Genomic DNA, 21,538 nt, shown 5'->3' with positions numbered 1-21,538 from the left:
CGGCTCAGATCCTCCGGTCGAAGAGCACCAGGGATTGGGCGTCCTTCAAGCGAAACATCTGGGCGGGCCGGTTGCTCGCCCGGCGCATTTCGCCCTCGACCGGCTCCAGGAAATCGGCTTCGGCCATGCGTTTGCGAAAGGCCGATTTGTCGAGCTTGCGGCCGAGAAGGTTCTCATAGACCGATTGCAGCTCGCTCAATGTGAAACGGACAGGCAGCAGATGGCCGGGCAGGTTCGTATATTCGACCTTGCTTCGGATGCGGCCGAGCGCTTCCTTCAGAAGCAGCGCATGGTCGAAGGCGATGGAAAAACCGACGCCCTCGCCCTCGATCGCCCGCCATTCGGCGTCCCCAGCTATCGCGTCCTGCCGTTTGGCGACGTCATCGGCCGAAAGCAGCGCGATATAGACGATGCTGATGCTCCAGCCCCGCGGGTCTCGATCGCGGCTTCCCGTCGTTTGCAGCTGTTCGAGATAGGGTGTTTCGACGCCGGTCTTTTCCTTCAGCACCCGCCGCGCCGCAGCTTCCAGATCCGCATCCTCGTCAATGTGGATCCAGCCGCCGGGCAAGGCCCATTCGCGGGAAAAGGGCGCGGCCGCCCGCCGGACGAGAAGCACGGCGAGCCCTTCCGGCGACAGCGAGAAGATCGCGAGATCGACGGTCGCGATCGGTTTGAAGGCGTCGTTGTCGTGTGTGGTCATGGTGGGAAGATAACACGCACTCGTCTTAGTGTAAATCTTCAACTAAGTTAGTTGACATTTATCACTAAGTCGTGTTTTCTCCGTTTCGACACGAGCGAGGGCTCGCGCCAGCAACAGGGAAACGGACATGTTCGGACTGCGCTTCATCAAGACGGAACCCACGCAATACGTCATCCAATACCAAAACGGCAAAGCCATGCGTGAGGGCGCCGGTCTTGCCTTCTGGCATTTTTCGCCTTCGAGCTCCCTCGTGCTCGTGCCGACCGCCAGCGTCAACGATCCTTTCATCTTTCCTCTGGTGACATCGGACTTCCAGGAAGTGACGGTGCAGGGGCAGATCACCTACCGCATCGCCGAGCCGCGCCGCACGGCGGCACTTTTGAATTTCACGCTCGACCGCCGGGGCCACTATGTCTCGGAAGATCCGCAGAAGCTTTCGACCCGGGTGATCGACCGCGTCCAGGTGGCGATGCGCGCGGAGGTGCAGACGCTGTCGCTGAAGGAGGTTCTGGCTTCGGGCGAGGCGCTCGTCGCCGGCGTGGCCGAGGCGCTCAAGGTGCATCCGACGATCGAGGCGCTCGGCCTCGAAATCCTCGGCCTGTCGCTGCTCGCCGTCATGCCGAAGGCTGAAACCGCCAAGGCGCTGGAAGCACATGCCCGCGAAGCGCTGCTGCGCCAGGCCGACGAAGCCATCTACAGCCGCCGCAACGCGGCGATCGAGCAGGAGCGGACGATCCAGGAAAACGAGATCGCCACCGAGATCACCCTGGAGAACAAGAGACGGCAGGTGCGCGAAGCCCAGATGGAGGCCGAACGTGCCGTGCAGGAACGCCAACTGCAGATCCGGCGGGAAGAAATGGCCGGCAAGATCGCGCTCGAAGAGCAGAACCGCGACCTGGTGACGCTGGCGGCGACCAATGCGCGGGCCGAGGCCGACGCCCAGGCCTATGCGATGACCGCGATGATGAAATCCTTCGAGCAGGCCGATCCGAAAGTGCTGCAGGCGCTCGCCTCGGTCGGCATGCAGCCGGGCCAGCTCATGGCGCTCGCCTTCCGCGACCTCGCCGACAATGCGACGAAGATCGGCCAGCTGAACGTCTCGCCCGATCTTCTCCGGGAGATCTTGCAGCCGCAGGAGGGCAAGGACCGTGCCGGCCTCTGACGAACGCAAGATCATCCTGGTCGTCAGGCCGACCCGGCTCGACGAACTCATCGCCCGCTACAACACGGTGCAGCAGGCGCAGTTCTATGTCGAACATCTCGGCGCCGATTTCAGCGATTACCTCGCCGAGAAGAGGCGATACGAAACGGCCATTGCCGAGGTGGAGGCGAGCCTGCGCGCCGTCGCCCGCGTCCAGCGCCTCGACCGCCGCTACCTCGCGAGCTTCGTCTTCGGCCCCGACGATGTCGTCGTCGTGCTCGGCCAGGACGGGCTGGTCGCCAACACGCTCAAATATCTCGACGGCCAGCCGGTCCTCGGCGTCAACCCCGATCCCAAGCGCTGGGACGGCCTGCTGCTACCCTTCAACCCGAAGAGCCTTCCGAAAGTGATCGGCGAGGCGCTGAAAAACAAGCGGCCGATCAAACATGTCAGCATGGCCAAGGCGACGCTCAACACCGGCGCCGTCATCCACGCGGTCAACGACCTCTTCATCGGCCCGAAAAGCCATGTTTCGGCGCGCTATATCCTGCAGGCCGAAGAGCGCGAGGAGCGCCAGTCTTCCAGCGGCATCATCGTCTCGACAGGCATGGGCTCGACCGGCTGGCTGAAGAGCCTCTATTCCGGTTGGCTTGGGGCCGCGAGCGCGCTCGGTCTCGAACCCGCCGACCGGGAGATCGACATGTCCTTCGCCTGGGATGCGGATTATCTGCGCTACTTCGTACGCGAACCCTTCCCGAGCCGCACCACCGGCACCACCATCGTCGCCGGTCTGGTCTCAGAGGGCCAGCCGCTGACGATCGTCTCCGAAATGCCGGAACACGGCGTCATCTTCAGCGACGGCATCGAGGCGGATTTTCTGGAGTTCAACGCCGGGACACGCGCGGAGGTGACGCTGGCCGAGCGGCAGGGGATGCTGGTGGTGTGAGGGGCGCTGAGGATCGGATGGTTATGGCAGGGTAACGACACCGTTGCCCTGGAGCGAACCAAGATCGCCGGCTGCGAGAAGCCTTTCTCCTTCCAGCATCGCAAAAGCGCGCTGCCCTCTTTGGCGCGACCTGCGAGCCCTTGCAACCTTGCAGCCGGCAGACATTTTCAGGCCCGGCACGAGCGATCAGGGCGACATGCCCTCACGGCATTTTGCCTTCCGCTGTCTCTCTCTCCGCGATGGCGGTCAGGATTTCCTTGACCATGATGTCCTTGCCCACGTCGCGGGAGAGAACCGTGAGATCGGCTTCCTCGTAAATCGGATAGCGCGCATTCATCAGGTTCTCGAGGGTCTGTTTCGGATTTTCGGTCTTGAGCAGAGGTCGTTCGCCATGTCTGCTGACCCGGCCCCACAGCAAGTCGAGATCGGCCTTCAGCCAGACGGAAAGGCTGCTGCGCTTGACATGCTGGCGCGTGCTCTCATCGATGAAGGCGCCGCCGCCCGTCGAAACGACACGCGGGCCGCCCTCGAGGAGACGCTTGACGACACGCGTTTCCAGCGCCCGGAACTCCAGTTCGCCATAACAGGCAAAGAGTTCGGTGATCGTCATGCACGAAACACGCTCGATCTCGGCATCGCTATCGACGAAGGGAATGCCGAGCTGCCGTGCGACAGGCCGGCCGATCGAGGATTTGCCGACCCCCATCAGCCCGACAAGGACAAGATTGCGCCGACCCAGCGCAGCGCGCGCCCTGTCTTTGAGGCTTTCGGCAAGGGTCAGGACTTGTTCGCTCATCGGCCCAGTCACAATTCTCCGGCAAAGGTATCGTCAAATGCGCCGGTAGCGTCAAGCAGCCGATGGGCGGCTGTCTTCTCGATTTGCGGCGCGGGAAAATAACACATTGATTTTGTTTGGACGGTTTCCATTGCGGAAGTGATATTGAGATTTGCTTCCGCCACCTCTTGCGGGCGCCAATGGTGAGCCAATGGCTGGATTACCCGTGTACAGGTGCGAAGGTGATGCTTGAACCGTTCCTTTTGCCATTCTGCAGCGTGGCGGCCATAGCTGACGTGAGCCTGTGTGGGCGCTTCTTCCGTTCTGCCCTTGTCGAGGAACTCGATCGCGTCTCCGGATTGCTACTCATTACCGGCCGCGGCCGCTGGTGAAACCAATCCGCGTTGCGCATGCTTCATCCCATCCGGCAGCTGAAACCAATCATGTCTCGATTCCTCGTAGACGGAAACCAGGGGCGGCGGAAATGCCGGGTCTGCGAAAGCACCGACGGCGATGATGCAGAGGTCCGGGTTGAAATCGCCTTCCCAGTAGAGAGACGTGCCGCAGTCCGGGCAGAAATGAAATCGAACCTTGCGCGCCTGCGCGGCGTCACGCTCGAACACCTTCCACTCTCCTTCGATCGTCACCTCCGTCTTCGCGAAGATCGCGCCGCTGCCCGCCACCGCGCCGGTTCGGCGCTGGCAATCGCGGCAGTGGCAGATGCTCACCATGAGCGGATCGCCTGACGTCTTTGCGCGGAGTGATCCGCAATGGCATTGCGCAAGTCTATTCATCTGTCACCTCTGTTGCTTTTGCTGATTTGGTTCGTTGCCTTTGATGAGAAGTGTTGGAGGATATCGCGCCGGCACTCAAGAGGCCTTCGAAGGGCATGGATGCGCCTTGTGCCGGGTGGGTGCAAGGCGGAGCGTCGTGGCGAGTACTTCGAGGCTCTGCCTGCGGCGGCGCACCTCAGCATCAGCGGCATTGGAGGATGCCGCGGTGCTCACGAGAGCCTCACCCTGAAGTGCCCCGGCAGGGGCCTCAAAGGGCGGGGCGGGTGCTCCGGTGCTGATGGATGCAAGGAGCGATGTTGCGGCGGGTCTTTCGAGGCTCCGGCCTTTGGCCTCCGCGCCTCAGGATGAGGGAAGTTGGAGGATGCCGCGGTCTGAGGTGCCATCAGGGCCTCGAAAGGCGATGCGGGTGCGCGGCGTCAGAGTGAAAGAAGCCCGGCGGGGGAGAGGGCGCCGGGCTTCGATAGTGACCGACAGCATGGGAGGAGAAGTGCTGTCTATCGGGCCAAAGCAGCCAGGAGGGGCGGCGCTTCGGCTCGTCACGAGGTAGTGTCGCAATGCGGCGAATTCAAGCCGTAGGCTGTGTCGATATCGTACAGATGCTGCCGCGGGCGCGGCGTTGTCCGCGGACAACGTGCCAAGATGCGCTTGTCGACCGGTCCGTGGATGTGCCGCAACTCAATGGCGCTGCGCGAGCGAGGCTCGCCATGCGGCCTTCGATCAGGAGAAGATCAAACGAGCCTATCCGCTTCGGCTCGTGAGTTGCTGATTTCCATTCGCGTCGCTCCAGCCGCTTCAAGCAATAGCAGGATCTCCCAAAAGGCGTTTGGAGGAGCGGTGCCGAAATCGATGCTGATGCAGCTTGGCTCAAGCAGCATCGAATGGATTGTGCCGGATAAATCCGCGCTCGGGTCGTGCCGTTCATCCTTCGGATCGAACCACAATCGAAACCAACTGGAGAGATCGTCATATGGCTGCCGCTCGAGGTTATGCCGGATCACTACGTCGTCCCATTGCAGGTGCTCGATCGAAAATGACGAACTGCCGAGTGCGCCTGTGACGGCATCAAAAGTCATGATGTCCTCCGGCTGGAGTTCCACGATTTTAGGCGCGCCATCATTCCTGATGAAGTCCACGCAATAGAGTCGATCGAACAGCTTGCTCTCCTCGCTCAGTCGCAACTTTATTTCGGTTGCTCCCTGAACGCAGTTCGCCAGTTGTTTTTGAGCGAAGCTGCGAAACTGAGCGACATAGAGATTGCGTGTGCGAGAGACGAGGGCAGCGAGATCCATGAAGCGAAACTGCCCTCATGTCGGCTTGATGGCAAGTGTGCTCCTACCCAAAACCAGAGCCTTCACTTGGCAGCGGCATGACCCGGCACGATCCAACGGATCTCGAAAGCGACTGCTCCGTTGTCCGCGGACAACGGACGACTATCCTAATTCGTGAGGTGATGGGCAGTTGGAGTCAGCAATCTGCCTTCCCAGTCGATCCATATCTTGAGCAGAAAGCGTCCGCAGGTTAATGTCCCAGCCTGGAAGCCCATCCGAACCTGCTGCCGGGTTGAAGGGCGTGTGGAGTTTCTCGACGACCATGTTCATCAAGGTCGAAGCGTAATCGGCGGACTTCGGCCAGGGACATTGGATCGTCATATGCTGAACCCATCCATCAGGTTTTCGCCTGCGAATATCGCCGCTCTGAAGAAGGCTCTGCGGAGCCAATATCCTCACATCAAATCGTCGCATCTCGATGAGGCGATTGCCGCGTCGTTCGGCTTCAAATCCTATGCCGCCATGCGTCCGGCGCTGCATCAGCTTGTCGCCTTTGCCCGGCTGGTCGTCGAGAGCGATCATCTGCTGCTTCTGCTTCGTTTGGAGGAGCTTGGGTATCGAAACATCGCGCGGGAGCCGTTGCGCCGTCTCGTCTGGAATATCGAATTTCCCGATGACCGATACGATGGCGAAATCGAACAGGTTATCCGGGCACGCAGGAGGCCCACGGCGGCCAATGCCGGATAGCTCGCGTATCGGTACCCAAGCTGCGGGCCGCCGCTTGGGTGTTGGCGGCAGAGGTGACGCGCATTGGGGGTGGCCGAGAGAGCGTGGCGGAAATCGCGCATGCTTCGATGGCTGGCGTCGGAAGCCGGCACTGTGAAGTCATCTTTTCCCGGGATAACGGCCGCGGCTATTGTTGCCGATTGCCGCTGGCGCTATTATTTATGGGGCATATGATGTGGCGTCTTTACGCTGCGGATTGCTGGTCGCCGCTGCCTGACAGGCTCCGCATTTGGATGGTGGCAGGCGGAATTCAGGTCTTCGGCGTGTCAATTCGCCGTTTCCGGGGCCGCAAAATCGCCGCTCCCGGCGGACATGTGAGAAATCATCAGTATCGCACTAACGAAACTAAAGTCTCATTTCACTTCCGTAGTGGAAATCAGTTTTAATAAAATCAGTGGCTTGTAGGTCGCGAAGCTGGCGCGGGATCTTCGCTCAAACGCGCCTTTGGCGGCCGCCACTCCCCTCCCCTGCCCCGGATTTCCGCAGGAAAGCAACAGCTTGCATCCTTTAGCCGCACCCGGCGTTATCCCCGAAGCAAATCAGAGGATAGGGTAATGGCTGATGGGCTCCACCTCAAGAGATATCCGCTCGCTGCCGCGATGATCGTGGCTGCGGTCGGCGCGTTCGTGCTGGTGCAGGCAAGGCAGCGCGGGTCTCTTGCTCCGCCTGCTGCGGCCGGCTGGTCGGGTGACGATCATGGGCGCAGCGCGGCGACGCCGGAGGCCATTCCGATGAGCGGCCTTCGCGATGTGTTCTGGCGCGTCTTCCATGAGGTCCTCGACGACCGGGTCACTCTCATTGCCGCTGGAGTGACCTTCTATCTGCTCCTGGCGCTGTTTCCGGCGCTGGCGGCCCTGGTCTCGCTCTATGGCCTGGTGGCCGATCCCGTCACCATCTCCGAGCATCTTCGGGAGCTCGCCGTGCTCCTGCCGCCCGGGGCCTTCGATCTTCTTGCCGACCAGATCACGGCGCTTGTGGAAAAGCGCGACAGCGCGCTCGGCATCACCTTCTTCGTCGGTCTCGGCATTGCGCTGTGGAGCACGCATAGCGGCACGCTGGCGATCTTCGATGCGATGAACGTCGCCTATGAGGAGAGAGAGAAGCGCAGCCTGGTGCGGCTGAACCTGATCGGCCTCTGCTTCACGCTCTGCGCAATGGTCTTCGCGGTCGTCATGGTGGCGCTCGTCGGCGTGATGCCCGTCGTGCTCTCCTATCTCTGGCTCGACCAGTTCAAGGAGCACATGGCGCTTCTCCTGAGATGGCCGCTGCTTCTCTTCGTCGTCGCGGTGGCGGTGACCCTGGTCTATCGCTTCGGCCCGAGCCGCGAGCCCGCCAGAATCCGGTGGATGACATGGGGCGCGGGGCTGACCGCGCTCGCCTGGGCCGCCATGTCGCTCGGCTTCTCCTTCTATCTCGAGCATTTCGCCAATTACAACGCGACCTACGGCACGCTCGGCGCGCTGATCGGTTTCCTCATCTGGATCTGGCTTTCCGTCGTCATTCTCATCGTCGGCGCGGAGCTGAATGCCGAGCTGGAGCACCAGACGGCGCGGGACACGACGACGGGCCATCCGCTGCCGATGGGCGCGCGCGGTGCCTATGTCGCGGATACTCTGGGCGAAACGGTGAGCTGAGCATCCGAGCATGGTTTTCGGAAGACATCATGCTCCACTCTTCAATCGAGCAGTCTCGATGACTGCTCCCCGAATTGATGTATCCTATCCTTCGGCAGGTTCGACAGAGGAGACGATCATGACCGCCCCGCATCCTTCCAAAACCCATATCGGCAATCATGCGCTGCATCCCGAAACGCAGATGCTGAACTACGGCTACGATCCCGAGCTTTCGGAAGGGGCGGTCAAGCCGCCGGTGTTCCTGACCTCCACCTTCGTCTTCAATTCCGCCGAGGACGGGCGCGATTTCTTCGATTATGTCTCCGGCCGGCGGGAGCCGCCGGCGGGCAAGGGCGCCGGCCTCGTCTATTCGCGCTTCAATCATCCGAACAGCGAGATCGTCGAAGACAGACTCGCCGTCTATGAGCGGACGGAAAGCGGCGCGCTGTTTTCCTCAGGCATGGCGGCGATCGCCACCACGCTCTTCGCCTTCGTTCGGCCGGGGGATGCGATCCTGCATTCGCAGCCGCTTTATGGTGGCACCGAAACCCTGCTGGCAAAGACCTTCCTCAATTTCGGCGTCGCCGCGGTCGGCTTTGCCGATGGCGTCAGCGAGGCATCGGTGCAGAAGGCGGCGGATGAGGCGCTCGGCAAGGGCCGCGTTTCCGTCATCCTGATCGAGACGCCGGCCAACCCGACCAACAGCCTGGTCGACGTCGCGATGATCCGGCGCGTGGCCGATGCGATCGGCGCAAGGCAGGGGCATGTGCCGGTCGTCGTCTGCGACAATACGCTGCTCGGGCCGGTTTTCCAGCGGCCGATCGAGCATGGCGCCGATATCTCGCTCTATTCGCTGACCAAATATGTCGGCGGCCATTCCGATCTCATCGCCGGCGCCGTCCTCGGGCGCAAGGCCGTCATCAAGCAGGTGAAGGCGCTCCGCGGCGCGATCGGCACGCAGCTTGATCCGCATTCCTGCTGGATGCTCGGCCGGTCGCTGGAAACGCTGCAGCTGCGCATGGAGCGGGCGAACAGCAATGCGCGCGCCGTCGCCGATTTTCTGCGCGATCACCCGAAGGTCGAGACGGTCCACTATCTCCCCTACCACGATCCGGACTCGCCCTCGGGCCGCACCTTCGCCGCGCAATGCAGCGGCGCCGGCTCGACTTTCTCTTTCGATATCCGCGGCGGCCAGCCGGCCTCCTTCAAATTCCTGAATGCGCTGCAGGTTTTCAAGCTCGCCGTCAGCCTCGGCGGCACGGAGTCGCTCGCGAGCCACCCCGCCGCCATGACGCATTCCGGCGTGCCCGCCGATGTCAGGCAGCGCATCGGCGTGCTGGAATCGACGATCCGCCTGTCGATCGGCATCGAGCATCCGGATGATCTCATCGCCGATCTGGAACTGGCGCTGCAGGCGGTTTGACCGGGCAGCGCAACCGATGCCCGGCGGCGCCGGGCATCGGCCATGACGTCATTTGTCGTCGATCGTCAGTTCCGTCTCGTTCGTATCGAGCACGAAAACAGCAAGCAGTTTCGCCGGCTCGGTGTCGCTGGCATTTGCGCTGACGCTGTGATGATCGCCGGGAAGTTCGGCGAAGCTTTCCCCAGCTTTGTAAGTTTTCACCGGGCCGTCGTTCACCGCGCTGCGGATCGAACCTTCGAGAACGGTGGCATAGATGAAGGCCGAATCCGGATGGGTATGGCCGGGCGACATGCCGCCGGGCTGATATTCCACCAGCACGCCCTTCATGCTCTTGCCGGGAACGTTGGGAAGCTTCTGGTCGAAAACGACTGTTACTTTGGCTTTTTCGCCTCCGGCGTGAACCGGGGTGCCGGCGGCAAGGACGAAGGCGAAGGCCGCCGCCGAGATCATTTTCCTGAGCATGTCTGGTCTCCTCGGATGATAGAATGGTTCGACACGCGCTATCAGGCGCTCTTCTTCTGGGGCGGCTGCTGGCTCAGCCAGTCGTCGAAGCGGATCTTGCCGAGCCGCGCATTGGCGCCGGTGACGAGCGAGGTGTCGTCGAGCTCGACGCCGAAATAGCGGGCGTGCGGATCGGCCGTCACCTGACGCGGATCGCGCGTCGCCTTGAAGAGACGTGTGACGATATCGGTCAGGCGGATCTTTTCCGGACCGCCGATCTCGATCGTGCCGTTCACGGGTGCCGCGAGCGCTACGTCGGCCATGACGTCTGCGACATCGTCCGAGGCGATCGGCTGCAAATAGGCCGGCGACAGATGCACGGTCTGGCCGACCGTGTTGGACTGGGCGATGCCGGCCATGAACTCATGAAACTGGGTGGAGTGGACGATGGTGTAGGGAATGCCGGAGCCCTTGATCAGTTGTTCCTGGGCCATCTTGGCGCGCATGTAACCGCTGCCCTGCAGCCGCTCCATGCCGACGATCGACAGCGCCATGTGATGCTTCACGCCGGCCGCAGCCCCGGCCTTGAGCAGGTTGCGGCCCGAGGTCTGGAAGAATTCGAGAACGGCCTTGTCCTCGAAGGAAGGCGAGTTGGCGAGGTCGATCACCACCTCGGCGCCCGCAAGCGCTTCGGCGACACCCTTGCCGGTGATCGTATCGACGCCCGAATTCGGCGAAGCCGCCAGAACGTCATGCCCCTTCTTGCGCAATCTCTCTACGGTCTTCGAGCCGATGAGCCCGGTGCCGCCGATGACGACGATCTTCATGGTAATCTCCCTTGTTTACGAGGAATGTCCTCTGTTGATCTGCCTTTGCTGAAATGATGGCGAGCGAACTGCTCGAAGTGCCGAAACCGCGCGCCTCACGAGGCCAGGCGGCTTCATCGGCCGGAACCGATCGCCAGTAGAATGCGCCGGATCGCGGGCTTGAACCATTCTCTCTCGGTCGCTGTCGACCTATGCCAAGGCAGTAGGGCGGCTAGTCCTGCGATCGAAGGAGCTTGCGGAGGTGGAGGGGGATGCTCGTGTCGCGGGGCCGAGCCAAGGAGAAAGACCCCTCCCCAACCCCTCCCCACAAGGGGGAGGGGCTAACGCGCCGCACCGTTTCGCGTAACCCTTAATCGTAGCAATCCGTTGAACGGTACAGCCAGCAGAGGCTCTGCCTTTGGTCGCGGCGGGGGCCGCAGCGTAGTCCCTCCCCCTTGTGGGGAGGGGTTGGGGAGGGGTTTTGCCTGGGGCGAACCGGTCAGAGTTGCCTTTCTATCAGGAAAGCCTAACCGCCTCGAACAGCGCCGTCAGCCCGATGCCGCCGCCGATGCCGATCATGGCGAGGCCGGTCGCGCAGGGCGTCCAGCTGTCCCTGCGCATCAGTTGACTATATAGCCGGCTAATGAGAATTGCGCCCGAAGCGCCGAAGGGATGGCCGAGGGCCAGGGCGCCGCCATCCTTGTTGACCGCGTCGGCGGAGATGCCGATCTGATCGAGCGAGGCCAGAACCTGGGCGGCGAAAGCCTCGTTGAATTCGATGGCGTCGATCTCGGAGAGCGAGAGGCCGGGCTGGCGCCGCAGGAGCTTATCCGTCGAGGCGACCGGGCCGATGCCGAGCAGGTTGGGATCGACGCCGGCGGCGGCGCTGTCGATGAAGGCGAGGCCTTTTTCGATGCCCATGCTCTTTGCCATGCCACGGCTCATCACCAGCACCAGGCAGGCGCCGTCATTCAGCGGGCAGGCATTGCCCGCCGTTACCGAGCCGTCGGCCTGGAAGACGGGCTTCAGGTTTGCCAGCGCTTCAATCGAGGTCGTGGGGCGAGGGCATTCGTCCCGCTCCACTATGCCGTTGTCGGTGGCGATCTCGACGATCTCCGGCCGGAAGCGGCCTGCTTCGGCGGCTGCGACGGCGAGCCGGTGGCTGCGCAGGGCGAATTCATCCTGCCGCTGGCGCGATATGCCGAATTGGCGCGCGACATTTTCGGCGGCGACGCCCATCTCGGGATCGCCGATCGTTTCGGGGGAGAAGCGCGCGCGTCCGTAAAAGCGCGGCACGGCGCCATTGGCTTTCGGCCTTTCCACGCGCCATGGCGCGGTGCTGACGCTCTCGACGCCGCCAGCGAGGAAACAGGTTCCCGCCTTCGCCTGGATCAGCCGGGCGGCCAGGATGATCGCTTCCAGCCCGGAGCCGCATTGCCGATCGATGGCGATACCGGGAACGGCCATGGGCAGGCCCGCATGGAGCGCCGCCAGCCGGCCGATATTGCCGCCGCCGCCGGCGGCATTGCCGACCAGCACGTCGTCGATAGCGTCGGGCGCGACGCCCGTTTCCGCGACGATCCGGCGGATGATCGGGGCAAGCAGGTCTTCGGCCGCAACCGTCGAAAGCGAGCCGAAGGCGCGGCCGATTGGCGTGCGGTAGGCGGCGACCACGACCGGCTGCCAATCCTCGTCAGGCTGATAGGCGTAGGACAAGACCGTCTCCCGAAATCACCGATGCCTCCACCTGCCCGCGTGCGATCTTGCCGCTGCTCGTCATCGGCCAGGCGCCGATATGGTGGAACTGCCTGGGGATCTTGAACCTTGCAAGCCTGCCCGCGCAATGGTCTGCGAGCATTTTCGCATCCGTTGCCTCGCCGGAGACGACGGCGACGATCCTTTGGCCGTAATAGGCATCCGGCAGCCCGAAGACGACGGCGTCTTCGACGCCGGGGCAGGTTTTCAGCGCGCTCTCGACCTCGGCGGGATAGACGTTGTTGCCGCCTGATATCATCATGCCGCCCGCCCGGCCGATCACCCGCAGCATGCCGTTTTCATCGATCTCGCCGAGATCGCCAACCGTGGCACCCGCCGGAGTGACCCGGAACGCCTGGCCGTCGTCGCCCCAGAGATAGCCGTCGGCGATCAGGTCGCTGTTGACGAAAATGGTGCCGGGCACATCGGCGCCGACATCGTTTTCCTCAGGGTCGCGGATGGAGATTTCGACGCCGGGATAGGCCTGCCCGACTCGGTCGATCGGAAAATCCGTCGCGCCGCCGGCAAGCGTCGAGACGGTCATGAAACCGATCTCGGAGGCGCCGTAATATTCCCGGATGCGCGCCTGCGGAAAAAGGCGGCGCATGGATTCGACCTCATTGAGGTTCAGCTTGGCGCCGGCGGTCAGCACGTCGCGTAAGGACGCCATCGGCGCGCCCGCCCATGCCCGGGCGATGCCCGCGATGTGGGTCGGCACGGCAACCAGCCGCTCGATGCCGGAAGACAGAATCTGCGCGACCGCGCCGGCATCCCATTTCCCGACCGAATGGAAGGTTGCGCCGGCATCGAGCGCCTCGACCAGCGCGTAAAGCGCCAGGCCATGCGCCAGCGCTCCCGGGCACAGGGTCGAGGGCGCGTCCTGGAGTTCGAAAACGAGGCGTCCCCGGTCGAGGCTGCGGCGCCACTGCTCTCGCGAGCGATAATAGGCCTTCGGCTCGGCTGTCGTGCCCGAGGTAAAACCGATCAGGAAGATCCCCTCGGCATCGACGGGCATATCATCCCCCGTCGCCGTGAGGTCGAAGGGTTCCGCTCCGGCGACGATGACAGGGACGCCGAGCCTGCGGCCGATTTCGGCGCTCGGGCTCGCATCGTCGTCGACGACGAGCATGTCGGGCGCCAGCCGCTGGACGATACGCTCGATCCTCGCTTCCGGCATCATCGGATCGATGACCGCGCAGGCATTCGCCAGCGCGGTGGTGGCGACGAAATACTCGGCAAAGCCGATGTGATTGCCGAGGCTGACCGCCACGAGCTTCTCGACGCGGGGCAGATCGAATGGACGGCCGTTCGAGCGCGGAAGCGCCTGGATGAACCGGTAGATCGCGCCTGCGCGGGAATGGAGTTCGCCGTAGCTCAAGGAGCGGCCATCGATCACGACCGCCGGTTTCTCCGGTCTCTGCGTGGCGTGTCGAAGAAGCTCCGCGTGGATCGGCATGGCTCAGCCCTGCGACAAGGCGGCTCTGGTCGCCTCGGGGATCGGCGTCGGGCGGCTGTCGGAGAGGCCGACGCAGACCCAGACGAGGCCGCCCGAGGCGCAATGGGCGCCGTCGCGCTGGCGATAGAGCTCGATCGTAAAGGAAAGGCTCGACCGCCCGATCTTCTCGACCCTGACCTTCGCCTCGACGATATCGTCGACGTCGATCGGGCTGTGAAAGGTGATCTCCGCCTTCTTGACGTGATAGGCAACGCCCGAGGTGGTGTGGCGGAAGTGGCTGAGGATCTCGCGGTGGCGCAGGAACTCGACGACCGCATCCTCGCAATAATCGAGATAAACCGAGTTGTGGACATGACCATAGATGTCGATGTCTCGCATCGAGACCCGGAACGATGCTAAAGGCCTGTCGTCAACGCTCATTCGATCACCGAAATTTCGACGGCGTGTTCTAACCGACTGTGTGGGGGATGCAAATGCAATATCAGGCGGTGGTGCGAAAATTCGGGCCGGCCGAAGAGGTCGTCGGGATCGAACGCGCCGAACTTTCGCCGCTCAGGCGCGATCATGTTCGCGTCCGCCTGCTGGCGCGCTCGATCAATCCCTCCGATATCATCACCATATCGGGCGCCTATGCCGGCCGCACCACCCTGCCCTTCATCCCCGGCTTCGAAGCCTTCGGCGTGGTCGAGGCCTGCGGCGAAGAGGTGCACGGACTTGTGCCGGGAACCCGCGTGCTGCCGGTGCGCAGCGCCGGCGGGTGGCAGGAATTCAAGGATACCGATCCCGCGTGGTGCCTTCGCGTTCCCGACGCGCTTTCGGATTTCGAGGCCGCGACCAGCTACGTCAACCCGATGACCGCCTGGCTGATGCTGCACCACAAGATCGGGCTGAGGCCCGGCATGCGCATCGCCATCAATGCCGCCGCCTCCTCGATCGGATCGATCCTGATCGGCATGGCGAACGCCGTCGGCGTGGAACCGATCGCAATCGTCCGCAGCGAAGGATCCCTCGCGCGCCTGCATGGCCGGCTGGAGGCCGTCATCGTCGACAAAGCGGAGGGCGATCTCGCCGCCGGCCTTGCCGGCCGGCACGGGCTCGACGCGGTGCTCGACTGCGTCGGCGGCGCGCGCGCCTCGGTGCTTGCCGATGCGCTGAGGCCCGGCGGGCACTTCCTGCATTACGGCCTGCTGTCGGGAGAGAGCATCCCGCCGTCTTTCTGGGCGTCGCATTCCGATATTGTTTTTTCCTTCTGCCACCTGCGCGAATGGGTTCATTCCGAAGCGATGGGCGACGTCCAGCGCGCCTACTCTCAGGTGGCTGCGCAGATCGCGGGCAAGGTCATCGCGACCGAGGTGCGGGAGGTGTTTCCGCTGGAAAAGATCGGCGAGGCGCTACGCGCCGCCTTGCCCTTCCGCACGGGGGGCAAGGTGCTGCTGGGGTGATTGAGGGCGTCTTGGGATGAGTGAAGAGAGGTTTGCGACCCTAATTATTGCCCTTCGCTTACGTTTCCTGCGAAGGGCAATAAGGGCTGTGCCGTGTGGCCCCCTCATCTGCCTGCCGGCATCTTCTCCCCGCTGGGGAGAAGGGACCAAGCCGCACGGTGGTCATACCTACCGCAAACGTCTCAGATGGAGCGAGGCGCTCACACGAGTCTCCTTCTCCCCAGCGGGGAGAAGATGCCGGCAGGCAGATGAGGGGGCTACACGGCACATCCTTCATTGCTTGGCTTCGCTGAGCGCAAGCGAAAGGCAACTAACCGATCCCAAATCTCGATCAGGTGGCAAGCATTGAGCTATTGGCGGCTTAAAACCTAACCCGTCTCATGCCGCTGCCGCGACCGGATGATGACCGGATGATTCCGTTCCGCCCAACCAATCAGCGCCTTCATCGGGATCAGGAACGAACGCCCCATCTCCGTCAGCTCATATTCCACCCGCGGCGGAACCTCGGGATAGACCGTACGCCTGATGAAGCCGTCCTGTTCCAGATGGCGCAATGTCTTGGAGAGCATCTGTTTGGAAATGTCGCCGATCTCGCGCAGCAACTCGTTGAAGCGCTTCTTCTCGTTCTCAAGGGCTTCGAGGGTGAGCAGGCTCCATTGATCGCCGATGCGATCGAGCACGCCTCTGATCGGACAGCCGGCTCCGGGCTGTTGTTTCGGCTCGTCCGTTTCTCCAGGCATGTCCTCTCCTTGGTCATCGCAGGCTGACCTTGCCACCAAAACCTGCCTTCTTGCCGGGCAAGGCGAGGTTTCATAGACCAGCTCTCATAGTCTGCTTTCTAGACTAGATCGCTGATCCATACCAAGGAGCTTGATGCATGAGATTTCAATCGCTTTTCGCACTCGCCATTCTGGCAGGCATCGCCGCGCCGTCAGGCGCTTTCGCTGAAACGGCCGCCCGCGACTTGAAGGTCGAGGAAGCCAACCGCAGGCTGGTGGTGGAATTTTACGACAAGTTCTTCAACAAGCACGATATTGCGGCCGCCTCGGTCATCGCGGAGGATTACCGGCAGCACAACCCGCAGGTTCCCGATGGCAAGCAGCCGCTCATTTCCTTCTTCACCGGCTTCTTCAAGGACAATGCGCAATCGAAGGCGGAGATCGTCCGCAGTGCTGCCGATGGCGATCTCGTCTGGCTGCATGTGCATGCGACGAACGGCGCGGACGACCGCGGCGAGGCCATCGTCGATATCTTCCGCGTCAAAGACGGAAAGATCGTCGAGCACTGGGACGTGATCCAGCCCGTTCCGAAAGAGGCCGCCAACAAGAACACCATGTTCTGAAGTCGACGGGGCCGGCTTCCGGCCGGCCCCATGATTTACGCCCACTGGGCTTTCAATATTTCCGGCAACAGCCTTTTGCGGAAGTCCTCATCGTAGTTGCCCTGGAGTGCGAAGTGCATCTTGTCTTCCAGGGCGAGATAGGCGATGCCGTGGGCGGTGGACCAGGCGGCAAAGATCGGGGCGAGGTTCCGCGCTTCCAATAATGCCTCCAAAGTCGTGCCGTTGACCCGCGCGACGGCTTCGGCGAAAGGCCAAAGAGCCCGTTTGCTCGTTTCTTCGTAAACGGGGTTCGTGCGGTTGACGAGATCCTTGCGGAACATCAGCCGGAAGCGGCCGGGATGGTCGAGCGCGAAGGCGACATAGGCCGCGGCCAGCGAGCGCATCCTTCCGGCCGGCGTTCCGTCATCCACTGCCTCACCGAGATAGCGGGCCAGTTCCTCGTAGCCCAGGATCGCAACTTCGGTCAGCAGGCCCGATGCGCTGCCGAAATGGTGCGCGGGCGCTCCCGGCGAAACGCCGGCGCGTCTCGCCGCATCGCGCAATGAAAACCCCTCTATGCCGTTTTCTCTCAGGATATCGTCGGTGGCGGTGATCAGCGCCTTCCTCAATTCCCCGTGATGATAGCCCCGCTTTTCAGACACTCAAGCGCTCCATAATTTTTTCGCACCACATCTATACAGCGTTCAAATTGACGTCTATATACGCATCTTAACACTGTTCAAAATAGGATGCAAAGAACTGCGATGACGAAAAAAACCGCTTTGATCACCGGTGCCTCGTCGGGCATCGGCAATGCCACGACCCGGAAACTGCTGCAGCAGGGCTACCGGGTCTACGTGGCCGCACGCCGCGTCGAGCAGATGCAGGATCTCGTGCAGCGCGGCGCCGTCGCCGTCCCACTGGATCTCACCAAGGACGAGGAGATCGTAGCGGCGGTCGAACGGATCGTCGCGGAATGCGGCTCGATCGATATTCTCATCAACAATGCCGGCTACGGCTCCTACGGGGCGATCGAAGATGTCCCGGTCGACGAGGGCCGCCGGCAGTTCGAGGTGAACCTCTTCGGGCTTGCCCGGCTGACGCAACTCGTCCTGCCGAAAATGCGCGAGAACAAGTTCGGAAAAATCGTCAACATCACCTCGATCGGCGGCAAGATCTACACGCCGTTCGGCGGCTGGTATCACGCGACGAAGCACGCGCTCGAAGGTTGGTCGGATACGCTTCGCCTGGAAACCAAAGCCTTCGGGATAGACGTCGTCATCGTCGAGCCGGGCGGCGTCAAAACGGAATGGGGACATATCGCCGCCGACAATCTGAGGAAGACGTCAGGCGGCGGCGCCTATGCCAAGGCGGCCAATAATGCCGCGGCCAGCATGCATGAAATCTATTCCGGCTCACGGCTGTCGGACCCCGCCGTCGTGGCGGCCACCATTCTGAAAGCCATCACCGCAGCCAGGCCGAAGACCCGGTATCATACCGGATACATGGCAGGTCCGGTCTTGTGGCTGCGCCGCTGGCTCAGCGACCGGATGTTCGATCGCATCATCACGTCGATGGTCTGAACGGCAGGCGAAGATCCTTAAGATGCGGGTGACGGGGCCGGCTCACGCCGGCCCCGTCAGAGATGGCAGATGATCGTATTGCCGGGAAAGGCCCGCACGCTGCCGTCGAGATTGAATTTGGTATGGACGCCGGTGGGATAGGCGGGATGAGCGCCAGCCGATGGCTGGACGCGCAACTCTGGCCGCGAGCGGTCAGTCGAACACGCGATGCTGAACCTGGATTTACGGAAGGTGTTGCCGGTGGTTATGCCGTTTCGGTCGAAGGCAGCGACAGCTGCGCCGCACACCAGTCCCAGACCGCATCGACGGCCTTTCGCGGTGATGAGGAGCGTTTGCGCACGAGGAAGTAGTCGGGTCCGATGGTCGCCGTCGCATCCGTCACCCGCACCAGTCGCCCGGCCTCGAGATCGGCCGTGACGAAAGCCCGGCAGGCGAGCACGACGCCCTGGCCGGCGAGTGCGGCGTCCAGCGCCAAGGTCGTATGGTTGAAGGCCGCGCCGGGCAGCTTCTCGCGCGTGCGCAAGAATACCGGCCAGTGATCGTGCGAGTCATGCAAGAGCGGCAGTTTGCGAAGTTCTTCGATGCTCAAGGGCAAGGTCAGGCCCTTGACGAGATGCGGGCTTGCGACCGCGACCAGCTCCTGGCGGAACAAGAGCTGCGCCTGCAGGTTCGCCGGAAAGGGCGGGCGGGTGAGGCGCACTGCGATATCCACCTGGTCGCGGTCGAAATCGGCGAGCGCCTCGGTCGCGACCGTCCTCAGGTCGATATCGGGAAGGGCGGCATAGAGCTCGGCGAGCCGCGGGATCAGCAGCCTGGTGGCGACCGTGGGGGTGGCGCTGATCGTCACCATTTCCGGCCGGTCGAGAAGCCGCCCGGTTGCCTCCGCGAGCGTATCGAAGGCGCGGGTCACATCCGCCAGATAGGCCGTGCCATAGGCAGTGAGCGCAAGGCCGCGGGCAAGGCGCTGGAACAGCCTGAGGCCGAGCTGCTCTTCCAGCGCGCGAACCTGCTGCGCGACCGCCCCTTGCGTGACGCCGAGTTCCTCGGCGGCGGCGCGGAAATTCAGCCGGCGGCCCGAGGCCTCGAAGGCGCGGAGCGCATTCAGAGGCGGCAGCGTGCGGCGGGATTGGGTCATCGGCATATCCAGTAGATTTTCTACAGTCTGACAGCTTTCTTTCTCGCGCGAAAGTCCCACCGGCATCTGTCATAATGCCGCGCAAAATCAGCTATCGGAGGTCTCAATGTCTGAAGGAAAAGTCGCTCTCATCACCGCAGGCGGGTCCGGCATGGGGGCTGCGGCGGCCCGGAAGCTCGCCGCTGACGGCTATCGCGTCGCGATTCTTTCTTCCTCCGGCAAGGGAGAGGCGCTGGGGAAGGAACTCGGCGGCGTCGGCGTCACCGGCTCGAACCAGTCGAACGACGACGTCAAGCGCCTCGTCGATCTGGCGATGGAGCGATGGGGCCGGATCGATGCTTTGGTCAATTCCGCCGGCCACGGCCCGCGTGCGCCGATCCTCGAAATTTCGGACGAGGATTGGCACAAGAGCATGGAGGTCTATTTCCTTAGTGCGGTGCGGCCGACCCGGCTGGTGACGCCGATCATGGAAGCCCAGGGCGGCGGCGCGATCGTCAATATCTCCACGGCATGGGCCTTCGAACCCTCTGCGATGTTCCCGACCTCGGCTGTCGCCCGGGCGGGACTGGCGAGCTTCACCAAGATCTTCGCGGATACCTATGCGCCGAAGAACATCCGCATGAACAACGTCCTGCCCGGCTGGATCGACAGCCTGCCCGCAACCGACGAGCGGCGTGACAGCGTTCCGATGGGCCGTTACGGCACCAGCGAGGAAATCGCCGCCACCATCGCCTTCCTCCTGTCGGAGGGTGCGGGATATATCACCGGCCAGAACATCCGCGTCGACGGCGGCATTGCCCGTTCCGTCTGAGCGAGGCGTGGCGGTGGATCTCGCTGACATCGATGCCTCGGCATGGGCGGAGCTGGAAACGGCTGCTGCGGCTCCGCAGTCGGGTTTTCGCCATGTGAACCTCTGCTCGGTCGATGCCGAGGCCAGGCCGCAGGCGCGCATGGTCGTGCTGCGGGCGGCCGGCAGAGCGACGCGCTGCCTTGAATTTCACACCGATACACGAAGCCGGAAATGGCTGGAGCTTTCGGCAAACCCTCACGTTGCTGTGCTCGGCTTCTGCCCGCAGGCCCGGCTGCAGCTTCGGCTTCAGGGCACGGTCGAACGCCACGGCCCCGGAAGCGAACGCGCCGAAACCGCCTGGGCGAGCCTGCCCGGCCGGACGCGGATGACCTATGCCGGCGGGCCGCCGGGAGACGAGCGCGCCTTCGAAGCCATGGACGAATTGCCAGAACCTCACGACGAAGCGGAGGGAAAGGCGCGCTTCGGCGTGCTGAGTTTTCGCGCCCGGACGCTGGACTGGTTCGAGCTGCGCCAGCAGGACAACCGAAGAGCCTTGTTCCGCTATGACGAAACCGGCGCCTTCTCCCATGGGCGCTGGGTCTATCCGTGAACCGTCGTCAGCGATAGCGTGGCTCGATCAATCGATGCGGGGACGCTCCGATTTCGGCGTCGCCAGCCCGTGCTTGGCGAGTTCCAGCGTCAGGATGCGGGTTTCGAGCAGGTTGAAGATGCGCAAAACAGCCTCGACCGCATCGAAGGGCTTGGTCAGAAAATCCTTGGCGCCGAGCGAAAGCGCGCGCCGGCGCGTCGGCAGGGTCGCGTCCGCCGTCAGAACCAGGATCGGCAGATAGCTGTTCTCGGGGATGAGCCTTGCGAAAGTCTCCAACAGCGCGAAGCCGTCGAGATCCGGCATCATCAGGTCGAGAAGCACGAGATCGACCGGATGCTCGCGGAAGAGCCGCAGGGCCTCGCGCGGTTCGGTGGTGCTGATCAGCGCCGTGAAGCCTTCGCGCTTGAGGATGCGCTCCAGGAGCGAAACATTGGCGGGCTCGTCATCGACGATCAGGATCGTCGAGCGGCGCACGATATCGGTGGAATCTGTCATGGACCAAACTTCGTCGAAAGCGATGCCGAACTGATATCAAGCGGCGCGGTCAAATCAAAGATATGCCTTCTGGCATCGCCAGGCTGCCGAACAAACGACTGCAAAACCTGGACGTCATCCTCGGCCTTGTGCCACTGGTGTCCGGTTTAAATTTGGTGGACAAGGCGCACGGTGTTGATTCTACTCGTATTCGGATGTTTGGCGACAATCCCGGACACGAAAGAGAGGCAACACCGTGCGGCACGAGAATAGCGTCTT

The 21,538-nt window shown here is 62.8% G+C and carries 25 protein-coding genes; 10 read left to right on the top strand and 15 right to left on the bottom strand.

Translation table 11 applies throughout. From position 1 onward, the window contains the following. Window positions 1-4: 4 nt before the first annotated feature. Window positions 5-700, bottom strand: coding sequence for an NUDIX domain-containing protein (locus ATY78_RS06030; protein WP_088681434.1), 696 nt, complete (start codon window positions 698-700; stop codon window positions 5-7). A 127-nt stretch (window positions 701-827) separates the two neighbouring features. Here ATY78_RS06030 and ATY78_RS06025 point away from each other — a divergent pair, with 127 nt between their 5' ends. Together ATY78_RS06025 and ATY78_RS06020 are read left to right on the top strand one after the other, a co-directional pair. Continuing rightward, complete coding sequence (locus ATY78_RS06025) at window positions 828-1,862, top strand: SPFH domain-containing protein (protein ID WP_088681433.1); 1,035 nt, start codon at window positions 828-830, stop codon at window positions 1,860-1,862. Then, entirely contained in the window at window positions 1,849-2,787 is a 939-nt protein-coding gene (locus ATY78_RS06020) for a sugar kinase (protein WP_088681432.1), read from the top strand. The genes ATY78_RS06025 and ATY78_RS06020 overlap by 14 nt, the downstream gene beginning before the upstream one ends. Window positions 2,788-2,989: 202 nt before the next feature. On the opposite strand, the gene ATY78_RS06015 is transcribed toward ATY78_RS06020, so the two are convergent. The 4 genes from ATY78_RS06015 to ATY78_RS28475 all read right to left on the bottom strand — a co-directional run bounded on the left by ATY78_RS06015 (window position 2,990) and on the right by ATY78_RS28475 (window position 6,206). Then, window positions 2,990-3,583: a shikimate kinase gene (locus ATY78_RS06015; RefSeq protein WP_088681431.1), complete on the bottom strand. Its 594-nt coding sequence runs from the start codon at window positions 3,581-3,583 to the stop codon at window positions 2,990-2,992. Between the two features lie 341 nt (window positions 3,584-3,924). After that, window positions 3,925-4,356, bottom strand: coding sequence for a GFA family protein (locus ATY78_RS06010; RefSeq protein WP_088681430.1), 432 nt, complete (start codon window positions 4,354-4,356; stop codon window positions 3,925-3,927). 728 nt (window positions 4,357-5,084) lie between these two features. Next, a complete protein-coding gene (locus ATY78_RS06005; RefSeq protein ID WP_088681429.1) occupies window positions 5,085-5,645 on the bottom strand; it encodes a hypothetical protein in 561 nt (186 codons plus the stop codon). A 141-nt stretch (window positions 5,646-5,786) separates the two neighbouring features. Beyond that, window positions 5,787-6,206: a hypothetical protein gene (locus ATY78_RS28475; RefSeq protein WP_190237402.1), complete on the bottom strand. Its 420-nt coding sequence runs from the start codon at window positions 6,204-6,206 to the stop codon at window positions 5,787-5,789. Between the two features lie 758 nt (window positions 6,207-6,964). Here ATY78_RS28475 and ATY78_RS05995 point away from each other — a divergent pair. Together ATY78_RS05995 and ATY78_RS05990 are read left to right on the top strand one after the other, a co-directional pair. Next, window positions 6,965-8,044, top strand: a complete 1,080-nt coding sequence (locus ATY78_RS05995) for a YihY/virulence factor BrkB family protein (protein WP_088681427.1) — start codon at window positions 6,965-6,967, stop codon at window positions 8,042-8,044. Window positions 8,045-8,162: 118 nt separating this feature from the next. Continuing rightward, window positions 8,163-9,446: a cystathionine gamma-synthase family protein gene (locus ATY78_RS05990; RefSeq protein WP_088681426.1), complete on the top strand. Its 1,284-nt coding sequence runs from the start codon at window positions 8,163-8,165 to the stop codon at window positions 9,444-9,446. A gap of 48 nt (window positions 9,447-9,494) precedes the next feature. On the opposite strand, the gene ATY78_RS05985 is transcribed toward ATY78_RS05990, so the two are convergent. The 5 genes from ATY78_RS05985 to ATY78_RS05965 all read right to left on the bottom strand — a co-directional run bounded on the left by ATY78_RS05985 (window position 9,495) and on the right by ATY78_RS05965 (window position 14,324). Beyond that, entirely contained in the window at window positions 9,495-9,908 is a 414-nt protein-coding gene (locus tag ATY78_RS05985; protein ID WP_088681425.1) for a cupin domain-containing protein, read from the bottom strand. Window positions 9,909-9,949: 41 nt separating this feature from the next. Next, window positions 9,950-10,714, bottom strand: coding sequence for an SDR family oxidoreductase (locus ATY78_RS05980; RefSeq protein ID WP_088681424.1), 765 nt, complete (start codon window positions 10,712-10,714; stop codon window positions 9,950-9,952). Window positions 10,715-11,209: 495 nt separating this feature from the next. After that, the gene (locus ATY78_RS05975) at window positions 11,210-12,409 is read right to left on the bottom strand and encodes a thiolase family protein (RefSeq protein WP_088681423.1); all 1,200 of its coding nucleotides are present in this window, start codon (window positions 12,407-12,409) and stop codon (window positions 11,210-11,212) included. Beyond that, complete coding sequence (locus ATY78_RS05970; RefSeq protein ID WP_088681422.1) at window positions 12,387-13,904, bottom strand: AMP-binding protein; 1,518 nt, start codon at window positions 13,902-13,904, stop codon at window positions 12,387-12,389. Before ATY78_RS05970 ends, ATY78_RS05975 begins: the two co-directional genes overlap by 23 nt. A 3-nt stretch (window positions 13,905-13,907) precedes the next feature. Beyond that, window positions 13,908-14,324, bottom strand: a complete 417-nt coding sequence (locus tag ATY78_RS05965; RefSeq protein ID WP_088681421.1) for a thioesterase family protein — start codon at window positions 14,322-14,324, stop codon at window positions 13,908-13,910. A 53-nt stretch (window positions 14,325-14,377) separates the two neighbouring features. Here ATY78_RS05965 and ATY78_RS05960 point away from each other — a divergent pair, with 53 nt between their 5' ends. Next, window positions 14,378-15,346, top strand: a complete 969-nt coding sequence (locus tag ATY78_RS05960; RefSeq protein WP_088681578.1) for a zinc-dependent alcohol dehydrogenase family protein — start codon at window positions 14,378-14,380, stop codon at window positions 15,344-15,346. A gap of 368 nt (window positions 15,347-15,714) precedes the next feature. Here the strand turns inward: ATY78_RS05960 and ATY78_RS05955 are convergent, their stop codons facing one another. Further along, the gene (locus tag ATY78_RS05955) at window positions 15,715-16,086 is read right to left on the bottom strand and encodes a helix-turn-helix domain-containing protein (RefSeq protein ID WP_088681420.1); all 372 of its coding nucleotides are present in this window, start codon (window positions 16,084-16,086) and stop codon (window positions 15,715-15,717) included. A gap of 137 nt (window positions 16,087-16,223) precedes the next feature. On the opposite strand from ATY78_RS05955, the gene ATY78_RS05950 reads away from it, so the two are divergent. Continuing rightward, on the top strand, window positions 16,224-16,688 hold the full coding sequence (locus ATY78_RS05950) for a nuclear transport factor 2 family protein (protein WP_088681419.1): 465 nt from the start codon (window positions 16,224-16,226) through the stop codon (window positions 16,686-16,688). Window positions 16,689-16,723: 35 nt separating this feature from the next. On the opposite strand, the gene ATY78_RS05945 is transcribed toward ATY78_RS05950, so the two are convergent. Continuing rightward, a complete protein-coding gene (locus tag ATY78_RS05945; protein ID WP_088681418.1) occupies window positions 16,724-17,329 on the bottom strand; it encodes a TetR/AcrR family transcriptional regulator in 606 nt (201 codons plus the stop codon). Between the two features lie 102 nt (window positions 17,330-17,431). Between ATY78_RS05945 and ATY78_RS05940 the strand changes: the two genes are divergently transcribed. Further along, window positions 17,432-18,250, top strand: a complete 819-nt coding sequence (locus ATY78_RS05940) for an oxidoreductase (protein ID WP_088681417.1) — start codon at window positions 17,432-17,434, stop codon at window positions 18,248-18,250. A 56-nt stretch (window positions 18,251-18,306) separates the two neighbouring features. On the opposite strand, the gene ATY78_RS28790 is transcribed toward ATY78_RS05940, so the two are convergent. Then, entirely contained in the window at window positions 18,307-18,426 is a 120-nt protein-coding gene (locus tag ATY78_RS28790) for a DUF1868 domain-containing protein (protein WP_245313504.1), read from the bottom strand. A gap of 68 nt (window positions 18,427-18,494) precedes the next feature. After that, window positions 18,495-19,385 (bottom strand): LysR substrate-binding domain-containing protein, encoded by an 891-nt coding sequence (locus ATY78_RS05935; protein ID WP_088681577.1) that lies wholly within the window; start codon window positions 19,383-19,385, stop codon window positions 18,495-18,497. A gap of 106 nt (window positions 19,386-19,491) precedes the next feature. Here ATY78_RS05935 and ATY78_RS05930 point away from each other — a divergent pair, with 106 nt between their 5' ends. Together ATY78_RS05930 and ATY78_RS05925 are read left to right on the top strand one after the other, a co-directional pair. Beyond that, window positions 19,492-20,196, top strand: coding sequence for an SDR family oxidoreductase (locus tag ATY78_RS05930; RefSeq protein ID WP_088681416.1), 705 nt, complete (start codon window positions 19,492-19,494; stop codon window positions 20,194-20,196). Window positions 20,197-20,209: 13 nt separating this feature from the next. Next, window positions 20,210-20,785: a pyridoxamine 5'-phosphate oxidase family protein gene (locus tag ATY78_RS05925; protein ID WP_088681576.1), complete on the top strand. Its 576-nt coding sequence runs from the start codon at window positions 20,210-20,212 to the stop codon at window positions 20,783-20,785. Window positions 20,786-20,812: 27 nt separating this feature from the next. On the opposite strand, the gene ATY78_RS05920 is transcribed toward ATY78_RS05925, so the two are convergent. Next, window positions 20,813-21,280 (bottom strand): response regulator, encoded by a 468-nt coding sequence (locus ATY78_RS05920; protein WP_088681415.1) that lies wholly within the window; start codon window positions 21,278-21,280, stop codon window positions 20,813-20,815. 62 nt (window positions 21,281-21,342) lie between these two features. Between ATY78_RS05920 and ATY78_RS28710 the strand changes: the two genes are divergently transcribed. Then, on the top strand, window positions 21,343-21,538 hold a 196-nt coding region (locus ATY78_RS28710; protein WP_210191792.1), incomplete at its 3' end, for a hypothetical protein.

Source organism: Rhizobium sp. R635 (assembly GCF_002211285.1).
Classification (GTDB): domain Bacteria; phylum Pseudomonadota; class Alphaproteobacteria; order Rhizobiales; family Rhizobiaceae; genus Rhizobium.
Note: the sequence above shows the minus strand (reverse complement) of the source record. Positions and strands in the feature narration are given on the sequence as shown.

Excerpts from the sequence above, each read along its gene's own strand:
- ATY78_RS28475 (WP_190237402.1), bottom strand. The coding sequence starts at position 6,206 with ATGATCGCTCTCGACGACCAGCCGGGCAAAGGCGACAAGCTGATGCAG.
- ATY78_RS06025 (WP_088681433.1), top strand. The coding sequence starts at position 828 with ATGTTCGGACTGCGCTTCATCAAGACGGAACCCACGCAATACGTCATC.
- ATY78_RS06010 (WP_088681430.1), bottom strand. The coding sequence starts at position 4,356 with ATGAATAGACTTGCGCAATGCCATTGCGGATCACTCCGCGCAAAGACG.
- ATY78_RS05995 (WP_088681427.1), top strand. The coding sequence starts at position 6,965 with ATGGCTGATGGGCTCCACCTCAAGAGATATCCGCTCGCTGCCGCGATG.
- ATY78_RS05955 (WP_088681420.1), bottom strand. The coding sequence starts at position 16,086 with ATGCCTGGAGAAACGGACGAGCCGAAACAACAGCCCGGAGCCGGCTGT.
- ATY78_RS05985 (WP_088681425.1), bottom strand. The coding sequence starts at position 9,908 with ATGCTCAGGAAAATGATCTCGGCGGCGGCCTTCGCCTTCGTCCTTGCC.
- ATY78_RS05990 (WP_088681426.1), top strand. The coding sequence starts at position 8,163 with ATGACCGCCCCGCATCCTTCCAAAACCCATATCGGCAATCATGCGCTG.
- ATY78_RS05920 (WP_088681415.1), bottom strand. The coding sequence starts at position 21,280 with ATGACAGATTCCACCGATATCGTGCGCCGCTCGACGATCCTGATCGTC.
- ATY78_RS05935 (WP_088681577.1), bottom strand. The coding sequence starts at position 19,385 with ATGACCCAATCCCGCCGCACGCTGCCGCCTCTGAATGCGCTCCGCGCC.
- ATY78_RS05950 (WP_088681419.1), top strand. The coding sequence starts at position 16,224 with ATGAGATTTCAATCGCTTTTCGCACTCGCCATTCTGGCAGGCATCGCC.
- ATY78_RS05965 (WP_088681421.1), bottom strand. The coding sequence starts at position 14,324 with ATGAGCGTTGACGACAGGCCTTTAGCATCGTTCCGGGTCTCGATGCGA.
- ATY78_RS05970 (WP_088681422.1), bottom strand. The coding sequence starts at position 13,904 with ATGCCGATCCACGCGGAGCTTCTTCGACACGCCACGCAGAGACCGGAG.
- ATY78_RS06005 (WP_088681429.1), bottom strand. The coding sequence starts at position 5,645 with ATGGATCTCGCTGCCCTCGTCTCTCGCACACGCAATCTCTATGTCGCT.
- ATY78_RS05930 (WP_088681416.1), top strand. The coding sequence starts at position 19,492 with ATGTCTGAAGGAAAAGTCGCTCTCATCACCGCAGGCGGGTCCGGCATG.
- ATY78_RS05940 (WP_088681417.1), top strand. The coding sequence starts at position 17,432 with ATGACGAAAAAAACCGCTTTGATCACCGGTGCCTCGTCGGGCATCGGC.
- ATY78_RS06015 (WP_088681431.1), bottom strand. The coding sequence starts at position 3,583 with ATGAGCGAACAAGTCCTGACCCTTGCCGAAAGCCTCAAAGACAGGGCG.
- ATY78_RS05960 (WP_088681578.1), top strand. The coding sequence starts at position 14,378 with ATGCAATATCAGGCGGTGGTGCGAAAATTCGGGCCGGCCGAAGAGGTC.
- ATY78_RS05980 (WP_088681424.1), bottom strand. The coding sequence starts at position 10,714 with ATGAAGATCGTCGTCATCGGCGGCACCGGGCTCATCGGCTCGAAGACC.
- ATY78_RS06030 (WP_088681434.1), bottom strand. The coding sequence starts at position 700 with ATGACCACACACGACAACGACGCCTTCAAACCGATCGCGACCGTCGAT.